This window comes from Nicoliella sp. ESL1106, assembly GCF_058509965.1.
The window spans coordinates 1-14,430 of record NZ_CP196340.1 but is presented as its reverse complement, the minus strand read 5'-3'; the positions used below and the strand labels follow the sequence as shown (position 1 = coordinate 14,430).

At 41.3% G+C, this 14,430-nt stretch carries 9 protein-coding genes and 3 rRNA genes; all 12 read left to right on the top strand.

The window, feature by feature from the left end; genetic code table 11:
• Window positions 1-14 precede the first annotated feature (14 nt).
• The 12 genes from ACSVI6_RS00060 to rrf all read left to right on the top strand — a co-directional run bounded on the left by ACSVI6_RS00060 (window position 15) and on the right by rrf (window position 14,429).
• Window positions 15-293, top strand: a complete 279-nt coding sequence (locus tag ACSVI6_RS00060) for an RNA-binding S4 domain-containing protein (protein ID WP_491716695.1) — start codon at window positions 15-17, stop codon at window positions 291-293.
• 84 nt (window positions 294-377) lie between these two features.
• The gene (locus ACSVI6_RS00055; protein WP_491716694.1) at window positions 378-761 is read left to right on the top strand and encodes an FtsB family cell division protein; all 384 of its coding nucleotides are present in this window, start codon (window positions 378-380) and stop codon (window positions 759-761) included.
• 84 nt (window positions 762-845) lie between these two features.
• Window positions 846-1,355, top strand: coding sequence for a S1 domain-containing RNA-binding protein (locus tag ACSVI6_RS00050; protein WP_491716693.1), 510 nt, complete (start codon window positions 846-848; stop codon window positions 1,353-1,355).
• Between the two features lie 71 nt (window positions 1,356-1,426).
• Entirely contained in the window at window positions 1,427-2,794 is a 1,368-nt protein-coding gene (gene tilS, locus ACSVI6_RS00045; RefSeq protein WP_491719746.1) for a tRNA lysidine(34) synthetase TilS, read from the top strand.
• A gap of 18 nt (window positions 2,795-2,812) precedes the next feature.
• Complete coding sequence (gene hpt, locus ACSVI6_RS00040) at window positions 2,813-3,355, top strand: hypoxanthine phosphoribosyltransferase (protein WP_491720686.1); 543 nt, start codon at window positions 2,813-2,815, stop codon at window positions 3,353-3,355.
• A gap of 104 nt (window positions 3,356-3,459) precedes the next feature.
• Entirely contained in the window at window positions 3,460-5,505 is a 2,046-nt protein-coding gene (gene ftsH, locus ACSVI6_RS00035; protein WP_491719744.1) for an ATP-dependent zinc metalloprotease FtsH, read from the top strand.
• 98 nt (window positions 5,506-5,603) lie between these two features.
• Entirely contained in the window at window positions 5,604-6,533 is a 930-nt protein-coding gene (hslO, locus tag ACSVI6_RS00030; protein WP_491719743.1) for an Hsp33 family molecular chaperone HslO, read from the top strand.
• An 11-nt stretch (window positions 6,534-6,544) separates the two neighbouring features.
• Window positions 6,545-7,558 (top strand): tRNA dihydrouridine synthase DusB, encoded by a 1,014-nt coding sequence (gene dusB, locus ACSVI6_RS00025; protein ID WP_491716688.1) that lies wholly within the window; start codon window positions 6,545-6,547, stop codon window positions 7,556-7,558.
• A 113-nt stretch (window positions 7,559-7,671) separates the two neighbouring features.
• The gene (gene lysS / locus ACSVI6_RS00020) at window positions 7,672-9,165 is read left to right on the top strand and encodes a lysine--tRNA ligase (protein WP_491717262.1); all 1,494 of its coding nucleotides are present in this window, start codon (window positions 7,672-7,674) and stop codon (window positions 9,163-9,165) included.
• Window positions 9,166-9,529: 364 nt separating this feature from the next.
• Window positions 9,530-11,107: ribosomal RNA gene (locus ACSVI6_RS00015) — 16S ribosomal RNA — on the top strand.
• 221 nt (window positions 11,108-11,328) lie between these two features.
• Window positions 11,329-14,241: ribosomal RNA gene (locus ACSVI6_RS00010) — 23S ribosomal RNA — on the top strand.
• A gap of 71 nt (window positions 14,242-14,312) precedes the next feature.
• Window positions 14,313-14,429 (top strand): 5S ribosomal RNA (gene rrf, locus ACSVI6_RS00005).
• Together the 16S, 23S and 5S rRNA genes form the textbook arrangement of a ribosomal RNA operon.
• Window position 14,430: the final 1 nt, after the last annotated feature.

Below are 14,430 nucleotides of genomic sequence, written 5' to 3'. Positions count from 1 at the left end.
GGAGAGTGAATTTTATGAGATTAGATAAATTTTTAAAGATTTCCAGAATTATTAAGAGAAGAACCGTTGCTAAAAGTATTTCTGATCAAGGACGAATTGAAATTAACGGTCGGGTTGCAAAGTCATCGACCAACGTTAGTCCCCGCGATCAATTAACAATTAAGTTTGGTAATAAAACTTTAACAATCGAGGTGGTTCAATTAGTTGATACCACTAAAAAGGCCGATGCAGATAAAATGTATAAAATTTTAAGCGAAGATTATGAACATGATTATCAAAATGAACAATTTTAAACGCTTTCATCCCTAGTACGATAGACAATGGCGTGACTTATTGCTATACTTAAGGCAATTGAATAATTTTTGGGGGAATTATTTATGAAAAATAGCAATGTCAAGGCGCTGAATAACGATTATACCAAGAGTTATTATCGTAAAATTAAGTGGGCATTCATTAATAAACCAAAATTTAGGCGCATTTGTCTAGCTTCGATTATTTTTTTATTGTTTTCAATTCCGATGTTATTTGGGATTATTAAGTCGTCTTCACAAACATCCGCAATTCAGCAACAAACAAACGTTAGCAAACAAAATTTAGTTGATGCAAAGGCAAAAAACCAAGAGTTAAAGTTGAATGTAAAACAATTGAATAATTCTGAATACGTCCAACAATTGATTCGTGACAAATATTACTATACTAAGTCTGGTGAAACCGTTTATAGTTTGCCTAATGACACGGCTAAGGATGTTACACAAAATTAAATGTTTTTACGTTTTTTATATGTAATATTGATGCTTTTGGTGCTATACTAAAAGCACTTAATTATTAGGAGGAAACACTTTTTTATGGCAATTGAAGTTGGAACAAAAGTTCCTGGCAAAGTTTCTGGAATTACTAATTTTGGGGCTTTCGTAGACCTAGGAGATCACAAAACTGGTTTAGTACACATTAGTGAAGTCTCAGATGGCTTTATTAAGGATATTCATGATGTACTTAAGGTTGGCGACCAAGTAAATGTTAAGGTCCTAAAAGTTGGTGACGATGGAAAAATTGCTCTTTCTATGAAGCAAGCAAATGATGAACATAGTCATGTTAGTGAAAAACATGGTGGACATAATCAAAACCACGGTGAACATCACGAACACAACGGTCACAAGAATTTTCATGGAAATGGTGGCAATAAGAACCACTTTAATAATCACCATAATGAAGGTGCCGTAAACCATAAAAATACCCAGACGGAAAATTTTGATGATATGATGTCAAAATTTCTCAAGCAAAGTGATAGTCGATTAGCAACACTTAAAAAGAATACTGAAGGTAAACGTGGCGGTCGTGGTGGCCGACGGAGTTAACCGTTAAATTATTTAATAATTATAAAAGATTAAGGATGAAACCTTAGTCTTTTTTATTTAGGAGGGGTGCAATGAAATTAGCGCTTCGAAAACAGTTCGCTAGTATTGTTAGACGAAATAAATATTGGCAATCAGATCAACCGATTGTGGTAGCGGTTTCAACTGGAGTAGACTCAATGGTACTACTGGATCTATTGTTGCATTTAAGGAATCGCATTCCAAAAATTATCGTGGCACATGTTAACCATAAGCTGAGAACAGCCAGTGATGAGGAACAACTTTATATTGAAGACTACTGCAAAGCGCATGGAATAGAATTAGCAGAAACGATTTGGCCCCGTGCTGATCATCCGAAAAATGGGGTTGAAGCAGCAGCACGTGATTTTCGGTACGCCTTTTTTAAGGAGGTAATGAATGTAAATCATGCTCAAGTGTTAGTTACCGCTCACCACCAAAACGATCAAGCTGAAACGGTTTTAATGAAGCTGATCCGTGGTGATAGTATTGGGCAAGTCAGGGGAATTCAACCCGAGCGTCGCTTTGCTAACGGGGGATTAGTGCGGCCGTTACTAGCATTTTCTAAAAAAACACTAATTGAGTATGCAAATGAAGCTTCGATCAAGTGGTTCGAAGATCAAACTAATCAAGATGATGATGTAATGCGCAATCGAGTCCGTCATAATTTACTACCGATGATGGAACGTGAAAATCCACGAATAGTGAGTGCATTGAGCCAATTTGCCAGTCAAATTTCTGAAGTTTTATCTACCAATCAATTTATGCTCGAACAACTAATTAATCAAATCAAAGTAGCGGATTATTATCATTTAGCTTCTTTTTTGAAGTTCCCGTTAGATGTACAGAAACAATTGTTATTTAGAATTGATCGAGATCTAGGAGCTGGACGGCCGCTAAACGCAAAACAAGTGCAAAATATTTTACGAATTTTGAATAATCACCAAAAACCACAGGGGATTTTTAAAATTAATGCAAGCATAATTCTTCGGAAAACTTACGTTGGATTTAAATTAGATGTTAGTAAAATTATTAAGAAAAATGCAATCAAAATTAATAAAATTATGGTAAGATTAAATCATTGGTATCGAATTAATGATCGAATGACTGTTGGGGTTTTTACACCTCAGAGCCCCGTTAAATTAACGAATGCCCACATCCTAAATTTTCAGTTGAACGTCTCTTGTTTACCATTAACGATTAGACCTTGGCAACCACAGGATAAAGTGACTTTGAAATCGGGTGGCCATCAGAGGGTAAAAAGAGTCTTGATTAATCAAAAAGTTCCCAATGCACAGCGTGAACAAGCAATGGTACTGGTTGATAACAATGAGCGGGTCATTTCGCTGTTAGGATATAAGGATTCTATTTTTATTGAAAATGATGGAGCAGTCGGCTCGTATCAATTATTAATTCGGACTTAACTTTGAGAGGAGAATTCCATGAATAACGACATATTGAAGACTGTCTGTGATCAAAAGCACATTCAGCAAGTTTGTAAGCGACTTGGGGAACAAATTACAAAAGATTATCAAGGTAAAGAACCGCTGGTAGTAGGGGTGTTGAATGGTGCGATTTTCTTTATGACCGATGTCGTTCGTTATATGGACTTGTACTTATCAATCGATTTTATCGATGTGTCTAGTTATAATGGTGGCACTCAATCTTCTGGGAAGGTCAATTTAATCAAGGACTTAGATAGTGATGTTAAGGGCCGTGATGTAATCATTGTTGAAGACATTATCGAAACTGGACGGACTTTAAAGTACGTTCAAGAACTACTTAAGGATCGCGGAGCTAAGTCGATTAAAATGTGTACATTGGTTGATAAGCCTAAGGCACGCGTGGTTGAATTACCAGTTGATTACGTTGGAATTGACGTTCCTAATGAATTTTTAGTGGGATATGGACTTGATTATCAGGGAAAGTATCGTAACTTACCTTATATTGGGGTGTTAAAGCCTGATATTTATCAAAACAAATAATTAGTTCATTTATGAAAATCATGGTATCATTATTTTTTGTAAAATAAGTTTACGATTGTTGCGAAATACCGCTTAATCGTAATCGGTTAATTAGGAGGCACTTAATGAAAAACAATAAAAATGGACTATTCCGAAGTAGTCTGTTCTATATTGTTATTGCCATGTTGTTGATTGGGGTTTTATACTTCGTTAGTGGCAATGGCAATAGCGGCCAGACTCAACAAATTCAATCAAGCCAATTCATAAGTTCATTAAAAACAGATAAAGTTAAAAACTTCTCAATCCAGCCTTCTGGCGGTGTTTATAGGATTACTGGTCAATATCGTAGTGCACAATCTGCAAGTAATTCTAACCAAAGCACCTTCACACTTGGGGCAGCTAAGAGCAATAAGGTTACTAACTTTTCAACTACGATTTTAAAGAACAATTCTTCAGTTGCTGAAGTTAATAAGGCAGCAAGACAATCAGATACTAAGGTGAATGTTAAACCAGCTGAATCTAATAGTATTTGGATTAATTTAATTGTTTATATCTTACCAATGATTTTATTAGTCTTTTTCTTCTATATGATGATGAACCAAGCCGGCCGTGGTGGCGGAAATGGAATCATGAAGTTTAGCAAGAGTAAGGCTAAACCAACAGATAGTAAGGAAAACAAGGTTCGTTTTTCTGACGTTGCTGGTGAAGAGGAAGAAAAACAAGAACTAGTTGAAGTAGTGGAATTTTTGAAGAATCCTAAAAAGTATTCATCATTGGGAGCAACGATTCCACATGGGGTTCTTTTAGAGGGACCTCCTGGAACTGGTAAAACACTTCTTGCTAAGGCAGTTGCTGGTGAAGCGAACGTACCGTTTTATTCCATTTCTGGTTCTGATTTCGTTGAAATGTTTGTTGGGGTTGGAGCTAGTCGAGTTCGTGATTTATTTGAACAGGCTAAAAAATCCGCACCAGCAATTATCTTTATTGATGAAATTGATGCCGTTGGTAGAAAACGTGGTTCCGGAACCGGTGGCGGTCACGATGAACGTGAACAAACCCTTAACCAACTCCTGGTTGAAATGGACGGTTTTAGCGGGAATGAAGGGGTCATTGTTATTGCAGCTACTAACCGTGCTGATGTTTTAGATAATGCTTTGACTCGTCCTGGTCGTTTTGATCGAAAGGTGCTTGTTGGTCGTCCTGATGTTAAGGGACGTGAAGCAATCTTGGATGTGCATGCTAAGGGTAAGCCCCTTGCTGATAATGTGGATCTACATGAGATTGCTAAGCAGACGCCTGGGTTCGTTGGGGCTGACCTTGCTAACCTGTTGAATGAAGCAGCATTATTAGCTGCTCGTCGGGATAAGAAGTTAATCGGACCCGCTGAAATAGACGAAGCTGAAGATCGGGTCATTGCTGGTCCTGCCAAGAAGAATCGGGTCATTAATCAACAAGAGCAAAAGACGGTCGCTTATCATGAAGCTGGTCATACGATCGTTGGATTAGTTCTGAACGACGCAAGGGTTGTTCATAAGGTTACCATTGTCCCACGTGGTCGTGCCGGTGGATATGCGATTATGCTTCCTAAAGAAGACCAACAATTGCTTTCTAAGAAAAATGCAATGGAACAAATTGCTGGTTTAATGGGTGGACGGACTGCTGAAGAAATTATTTTTAACTCTCAATCATCTGGAGCTTCTAATGATTTTGAACAAGCAACCAATATTGCAAGAGCAATGGTTACTCAATATGGAATGAGTGAAAAGCTTGGAATGGTCCAATTAGAAAATCCAAACCAAGAAGCATATGCTCAACCTCGCTATTCTGATGAAACTGCTGCATTGATTGACTCTGAAGTTCGTCGGATTACTAGTGAAGGGCATGAAACTGCTAAGAAAATCATTGAATCGCATCGTGAACAACATCGGGTTATTGCTGAAGCATTGCTTAAGTATGAAACACTTGATGAAAAGCAAATCCTTAGTTTATACAATACTGGTAAGATGCCTACCGAGGATAGTGAATATCCAAGCGAAGCTGCTACTTTTGAACAAACTAAAGAGGAGTTAGCTAAGCAAGAGGCTGATAAGGATAAAGAATTTGAATCAGAAGCTGATCGACAAGCTAAGCACGATGAAAAAAAACATGATGATGACGATAATTATTATTAAAAAGATGAATATCTAGTTAAAAAACGTGGGTTAAACATTGCACTCACGTTTTTTGTATATCAATACCATTGATTAATGAAATGAAAGGATGGATTAAAATGGTGCCAAAAGATCATTTGATTAAAAGTATTACTAAGGATGGAATGTTTAGAGCATATGCAATTGATGCAACTGGTGTCGTTGCTGAAGCTCAAAAGCGCCAAGATACTTGGAGCGCGTCTTCTGCTGCTCTTGGACGGACATTAGTAGGAAGTCTTTTACTTTCTGCTTCTGTGTTAAAGGGGCAAGAGACAATGACGGTGCAGATTAATGGTGGTGGGCCAGTCGGAACGATTATGGTCGATGCCGATGCGAATGGACATGTTAAGGGATACGTTCAAGATCCACATGTTCACTTACCACTTAATAAATTTCACAAAATTGATGTTGGGAAGGCCGTGGGAATAAATGGCTTTATGCAGGTGATGAAGAGTATGGGAGGCGACGAACCTTACTCTAGTAGTGTTCCATTGGCATCTGGTGAAATCGGTGATGATTTTACCTATTACCTAGCTCAGTCTGAACAAATTCCTTCAGCCGTTGGAGTGTCAGTCTTCGTTAACGAAGATAATTCAATTAAGGTTGCGGGAGGGTATTTAATTCAAACCCTTCCTGATGCTGATGACCAGGCAATCAGCAGATTGGAAAAACGATTAAAAGAAATTCCAATGGTATCTGAACTATTGCTCTCAGGTCAAACGCCAAAGGATATTTTAAATTTGATTTTTGGTGAAGAAAATTTAGACTTTTTAACTGATACACCAGTTGAATTCACATGTAGTTGTTCTAAAAAAGGTTTTGCAAAGGCATTATCAAGGGTTAGTCCTGATGAAATTAAAAGAATCATTGATGAGGATCACGGGGCAGAATTAGTTTGCCATTTTTGTGGAGCTCGTTATAATTATGATGAACAAGAATTAAAATCCATATTAGCAATTAGTGAAAAACGTGCTGAAATGGATGCTGAAGATGATGAATCAAAGGATTAAGGAGAAAATTTATGAAAAATGATAGTTGGAAAATTGGGAACATTGAAATTCCTAATCGAGTAGTGGTTGCCCCAATGGCTGGGGTCACTAACTCTGCATTTAGAATTATTTGTAAAAAATTTGGAGCTGGTTTAGTAGTCTGTGAAATGATTTCTGATCGGGGCCTAATGTATCGCAATAAGAAAACCATGACTATGATTGGGGTTAATCCTGAAGAACATCCAATGAGTATCCAAATTTTTGGAGGGAGTAAGGAGACCTTAGTTGAAGCTGCTCAATTTATCGATCAACAAACTGATGCTGATATTATTGATATCAACATGGGTTGTCCAGTTAATAAGGTAGTGAGAACTGATGCTGGATCCAAGTGGCTGTTAGATCCAAATAAGATCTATGAAATGGCCAAGGCAGTTACCAGTGCCGTTGAAAAACCTGTTACGCTTAAGATGCGTACTGGTTGGGACGATGATCATCTCTATGCGGTTGAAAACGCCCTAGCTGCGCAAGAAGCTGGAATTTCTGCTTTAGCAATGCATGGTCGGACTAAGGCTCAAATGTATCGGGGACACTCTAACTGGGAGATCCTACATGAAGTGGCTAATAATATTTCCATTCCATTTATGGGAAACGGGGATGTTAGAACCCCTCAAGAAGCTAAGCAAATGCTTGAAGAAGTTGGAGCGGATGCAGTAATGATGGGTAGAGCAGTTGAAGGGAATCCATGGATTTTAAAACAAACTACTCATTATTTAGACACAGGTGAATTACTACCAGAACCAAGCGTGGAAGAAAAAATTCAAACTGCAAAGGAACACCTCCACCGTTTAGTTGGTCTGAAGGGTGATTTTGTTGCTCCCCGTGAGTTTAGAGGCCAAGCTGCTTACTACTTGAAGGGAATTTCACATTCAGCACGGGCAAGAGCAGCTTTGAATGATGCAAATACTGAAGCTGAAATGAATGAAATTTTTGATCAATTTGTTGATAAACAAGCAAAAAGAGCAAAGCGGACTACTAGAATGGCTTAATTCCAATCGTTAATCGCCAGTAGTTTTAAAAAATGATATAATGTCTTTGATAATAAGTTATGGGAAAACAATGCATCATAACAAAAAACGGAGGTTTTATTGTGGCAAAAGAAATGAATGATCAAATGCGGGTTCGTTTAGATAAAATGAACGAACTGCGCCAAGAAGGAATTGATCCTTTTGGTCATGCGTTCAAAAGAACTTATTTAGCAAAGCAACTCCATTCTGAATTCAATGATTTAAGTAAGGAATCAATTGAAGAATTAGGTAAAAAAGCAGTTATTGCCGGTCGGATGGTTGCTAAACGTGGTAAGGGTAAAGTTGGATTTGCGGACATCATGGATCGAACTGGTCGGATGCAAATTTACGTTAGAAAAGACGTTGTAGGGGAAGAAAACTACCACATCTTCAAGCGTTCTGATATTGGTGATCACCTTGGTGTAGAAGGTGACATCATTAAGACTGATATGGGTGAGTTAACGATTCGTGCTACTCATATTACTTTCTTATCAAAGGCACTACGGCCATTACCCGATAAATTCCATGGTTTACAAAATAAGGAACAAAAGTATCGTCAAAGATACCTTGATTTAATTTCAAATCCAGAAAGTTTTGATCGTTTCCAAAAACGGACTAAAATTATTTCTGCAATTAGAAGTTACCTTAATAACGAAATGGACTGTACTGAAGTTGAAACGCCAGTACTTCACAACCAAGCTGGTGGAGCAAGTGCACGTCCATTTATTACCCACCACAATGCTTTGAATATCGATCTATACCTTCGAATCGCACTAGAATTACCATTGAAACGGTTGATTGTTGGTGGAATGGAACGGGTTTATGAAATTGGACGCGTATTCAGAAATGAAGGGATGGACCAAGATCATAACCCAGAATTCACTGAATTAGAATCATACATTGCATATTTTGATTTTAAGGATGTAATGGATGAAACTGAAGGGATTTTTAAAGCTGCTGCCAATGCCGTTACCGATGACGGAAAAGTAACTTACGATGGAGAAGAAATTGACTTTAGTAAACCATTTGCTCGCAAGCACATGGTAGATGCAATTAAAGAAGTTACAGGGGTCGATTTCTGGAAACCAATGACTGATGAAGAAGCCCGTAAAATTGCTGATGAACATAACGTTAAATACGAATCATACTGGAAAGTTGGTCATATCATTAATGAATTCTTTGAAGAGTTTGTTGAAGATACGATTAAACAACCAACTTTTATTTACGGCCATCCAGTTGAAATTTCACCATTAGCTAAGAAAAATGCTGATGATCCACGTTTTACTGATCGTTTCGAGCTCTACATTTCTGGAACTGAATACGGAAATGCATTTACTGAACTTAATGATCCAATTGATCAAAGAGAACGGTTCGAAGCTCAAGCTGCTGAAAAAGATGCTGGTAACGATGAAGCGCAAGGAATTGATGAAGACTTTATCGAAGCCTTGTCATACGGAATGCCACCTACTGGTGGATTGGGAATTGGAATTGATCGGTTAGTAATGTTACTGACGGATGCTGAATCCATTCGTGATGTTATTCTCTTCCCTACGATGCGTCCAGAAGATAATTCACAACCAGAAGAATAGTTTTAAAACTTTAAAAGATGGGATTGAAAAAATCTCATCTTTTTTTATTCAATCTGTTGACTTTTAATTTAAATGTCTGTATAGTAGTTAATGCTGATAAATTAATGACGACCTTATAAAGATTTGTTATTAATTCAGCCAAATTTAATTTTAAAAAATCGTTGACATCCAGTTAGCAATTTGATATTATTAAATAGTTGTCGTTAAGAGCGACGCGCAAAAGTAGATCTTTGAAAACTGAACAAAATTATGACAAAAAATGTGTAAGGAACTTCATTTTAAATGAAGTACAAAAAACTTATGCGAAGTCAATTCGCTTTAAAGTAACAAATATTAAGAAGAGCTAACGTTAAGCTTTTCATCATAAGATGAGAGTTTGATCCTGGCTCAGGACGAACGTTGGCGGCGTGCCTAATACATGCAAGTCGAACGAACTTCCGTTAATGATAGTTGATGCTTGCATTAACTTGACTTAACATCGAAGTGAGTGGCGAACTGGTGAGTAACACGTAGGTAACTTGCCCTAAAGCGGGGGATAACATTTGGAAACAAGTGCTAATACCGCATAACAACAAAAACCGCATGGTTTTTGTTTGAAAGATGCGTTTGCATCACTTTAGGATGGACCTGCGGCGTATTAGCTTGTTGGTGGGGTAATGGCCTACCAAGGCAATGATACGTAGCCGACCTGAGAGGGTAATCGGCCACAATGGGACTGAGACACGGCCCATACTCCTACGGGAGGCAGCAGTAGGGAATCTTCCACAATGGACGCAAGTCTGATGGAGCAACGCCGCGTGAGTGAAGAAGGGTTTCGGCTCGTAAAACTCTGTTGTTAAAGAAGAACAAGTTTGATAGGAAATGATCAAGCTTTGACGGTATTTAACCAGGAAGTCACGGCTAACTACGTGCCAGCAGCCGCGGTAATACGTAGGTGGCAAACGTTGTCCGGATTTATTGGGCGTAAAGCGAGCGCAGGCGGTTTTTTAAGTCTGATGTGAAAGCCTTCGGCTTAACCGGAGAAGTGCATCGGAAACTGAGAAACTTGAGTGCAGAAGAGGACAGTGGAACTCCATGTGTAGCGGTGAAATGCGTAGATATATGGAAGAACACCAGTGGCGAAGGCGGCTGTCTGGTCTGTAACTGACGCTGAGGCTCGAAAGCATGGGTAGCAAACAGGATTAGATACCCTGGTAGTCCATGCCGTAAACGATGAATGCTAGGTGTTAGAGGGTTTCCGCCCTTTAGTGCCGCAGCTAACGCATTAAGCATTCCGCCTGGGGAGTACGACCGCAAGGTTGAAACTCAAAGGAATTGACGGGGACCCGCACAAGTGGTGGAGCATGTGGTTTAATTCGATGCTACGCGAAGAACCTTACCAGGCCTTGACATCTCCTGCAAAGCTAAGAGATTAGCCGTTCCCTTCGGGGACAGGATGACAGGTGGTGCATGGTTGTCGTCAGCTCGTGTCGTGAGATGTTGGGTTAAGTCCCGCAACGAGCGCAACCCCTATTATTAGTTGCCAGCATTAAGTTGGGCACTCTAGTGAGACTGCCGGTGACAAACCGGAGGAAGGTGGGGACGACGTCAAATCATCATGCCCCTTATGGCCTGGGCTACACACGTGCTACAATGGACGGTACAACGAGTTGCGAAACCGCGAGGTCAAGCTAATCTCTTAAAGCCGTTCTCAGTTCGGATTGCAGGCTGCAACTCGCCTGCATGAAGTTGGAATCACTAGTAATCGTGGATCAGCATGCCACGGCATGAATACGTTCCCGGGTCTTGTACACACCGCCCGTCACACCATGAGAGTTAGTAATACCCAAAGTCGGTGCAGTAACCTCTTTTGAGGAGCTAGCCGCCTAAGGTAGGACTGATGATTAGGGTGAAGTCGTAACAAGGTAGCCGTAGGAGAACCTGCGGCTGGATCACCTCCTTTCTAAGGAATAATTCGGAACCTTACACAGTCATAGTTTTGTTTAGTTTTGAGAGGTCTACTCTCAAACTTGGTTCTTTGAAAACTAGATAATATTTTAATTTTTCCAAATTATTGAATTGTATTAAATACAATTTCAACCGAGAACACCGCGTTATTTTGAGTTTTTTAAATTAGTTTTATTCGTATTTACTCAATTAACCAAATACCACTCCGTGGTAATAGGTTAAGTTATTAAGGGCGCATGGTGGATGCCTTGGTACTAGGAGCCGATGAAGGACGGGACTAACGCCGATATGCTTCGGGGAGCTGTACGTAAGCTTTGATCCGGAGATTTCCGAATGGGGAAACCCAATAAATTTAATCGTTTATTATTCAATGACGAATTCATACTCATTGAAAGGCAGACGTGGGGAACTGAAACATCTAAGTACCCACAGGAAGAGAAAGAAAATTCGATTCCCTCAGTAGCGGCGAGCGAACGGGGAACAGCCCAAACCATCGAGTTTACTCGGTGGGGTTGTAGGACTGAACATTTGAGTTACCAAAGAATTAGATAGTCGAAAGATCTGGGAAGTTCTGCGACACAAGGTGATAGCCCTGTAGACGAAATCTAATTCCCTCAGTTCAGGATCCTGAGTACGGCAATACACGTGAAACATTGCCGGAATCCGGGAGGACCATCTCCCAAGGCTAAATACTCCCTAGTGACCGATAGTGAACCAGTACCGTGAGGGAAAGGTGAAAAGCACCCCGGAAGGGGAGTGAAATAGTTCCTGAAACCATGTGCCTACAAGCAGTTAGAGCCCGTTAATGGGTGATAGCGTGCCTCTTGCAGAATGAACCGGCGAGTTATGATAACATGCAAGGTTAAGATGAAAAGTCGGAGCCGTAGCGAAAGCGAGTCTGAATAGGGCGCCATAGTATGTTGTGATAGACCCGAAACCAGGTGATCTACCCATGTCCAGGCTGAAAGTGTGGTAAAACACACCGGAGGGCCGAACCCGTGTACGTTGAAAAGTGCTGGGATGAGGTGTGGGTAGCGGTGAAATTCCAAACGAACTTGGAGATAGCTGGTTCTCTCCGAAATAGCTTTAGGGTTAGCCTTGGAGTCGAGAATCATGGAGGTAGAGCACTGTTTGGGTGAGGGGCCCGTCTTGGGTTACTAAATTCAGATAAACTCCGAATGCCATTGATTTATATCCAGGAGTCAGACGATGAGTGATAAGATCCACCGTCGAAAGGGGAACAGCCCAGACCACCAATTAAGGTCCCTAAATATATGCTGAGTGGAAAAGGATGTGGAGTTGCATAGACAACTAGGATGTTGGCTCAGAAGCAGCCACCATTTAAAGAGTGCGTAATAGCTCACTAGTCGAGTGATCCTGCGCCGAAAATTTACCGGGGCTAAGCATATTACCGAGATTGTGGACGCAACTTATGTTGCGTGATAGGAGAGCGTTCTAAGGGCAATGAAGCCAGACCGTAAGGACTGGTGGAGCGCTTAGAAGTGAGAATGCCGGTATGAGTAGCGAAAGATCAGTGAGAATCTGATCCACCGAATGACTAAGGTTTCCTGGGGAAGGCTCGTCCTCCCAGGGTTAGTCGGGACCTAAGCCGAGGCCGAGAGGCGTAGGCGATGGATAACAGGTTGAGATTCCTGTACTAGTTAACTATGTTTGACCGATGGAAGGACGTAGGAGGCTAAACGTAGCATCCTGTTGGATATGGATGTTCAAGCACTAAGTCAGGTGTTGAGTCAAATGCTTAATACCGTGTTGACAAGGTGTGATGAGGACCGAAATTTAGTAGGGAAGTCGTTGATGTCACACTACCGAGAAAAGTTTCTAGTTAGTAGTTAACTACCCGTACCGCAAACCGACACAGGTAGTCGAGGAGAGAATCCTAAGGTGAGCGAGTGAACTCTCGTTAAGGAACTCGGCAAAATGACCCCGTAACTTCGGGAGAAGGGGTGCTGCACTATGTGCAGCCGCAGTGAAAAAGCTCAGGCGACTGTTTATCAAAAACACAGGTTTCTGCAAAATCGTAAGATGAAGTATAGGGGCTGACGCCTGCCCGGTGCTGGAAGGTTAAGTGGATGAGTTAGCTTCGGCGAAGCCCAGAAACGAAGCCCCAGTAAACGGCGGCCGTAACTATAACGGTCCTAAGGTAGCGAAATTCCTTGTCGGGTAAGTTCCGACCCGCACGAAAGGCGTAACGATCTGAGCACTGTCTCAACGAGAGACTCGGTGAAATTGAGATACCTGTGAAGAAGCAGGTTACCCGCGACAGGACGGAAAGACCCCATGGAGCTTTACTGTAACTAATTGGGTGTTTGTATAGCTTGTACAGGATAGGTAGGAGCCATAGAAGTCGGGACGCTAGTCTCGATGGAGGCATTGGTGGGATACTACCCTCGCTGTATGAACACTCTAACCCGCACCACTGATCGTGGTGGGAGACAGTGTCTGGTTGGCAGTTTGACTGGGGCGGTCGCCTCCTAAACAGTAACGGAGGCGCCCAAAGGTTCCCTCAGAATGGTTGGAAATCATTCGACGAGTGTAAAGGCAGAAGGGAGCTTGACTGCGAGACATACAGGTCGAGCAGGGACGAAAGTCGGGCTTAGTGATCCGGTGGTACCGTATGGAAGGGCCATCGCTCAACGGATAAAAGCTACCCTGGGGATAACAGGCTTATCTCCCCCAAGAGTTCACATCGACGGGGAGGTTTGGCACCTCGATGTCGGCTCATCGCATCCTGGGGCTGTAGTTGGTCCCAAGGGTTGGGCTGTTCGCCCATTAAAGCGGTACGCGAGCTGGGTTCAGAACGTCGTGAGACAGTTCGGTCCCTATCCGTCGCGGGCGTAGGAAATTTGAGAGGAGCTGCTCTTAGTACGAGAGGACCGGAGTGGACATACCGCTGGTGTACCAGTTGTGCCGCCAGGCGCATCGCTGGGTAGCTATGTATGGATGAGATAAACGCTGAAAGCATCTAAGTGTGAAACCCACCTCGAGATGAGATTTCCCATTCCTTTATGGAAGTAAGACCCCTGAAAGATGATCAGGTAGATAGGCTGGAAGTGGAAGTGCAGTGATGCATGGAGCGGACCAGTACTAATTGGTCGAGGACTTAACCAAGTAAGGTTGTTCTCATGGAAGAATAAAATATTATCTAGTTTTGAGAGAACGAAGTTCTCACAGATAAATAGTGTGGTGATGATGGCCAGAAGGATACACCTGTTCCCATGTCGAACACAGAAGTTAAGCTTTTGAGCGCCAAAAGTAGTTGGGGGATCGCCCCCTGCAAGGATAGGACGTTGCCACGCA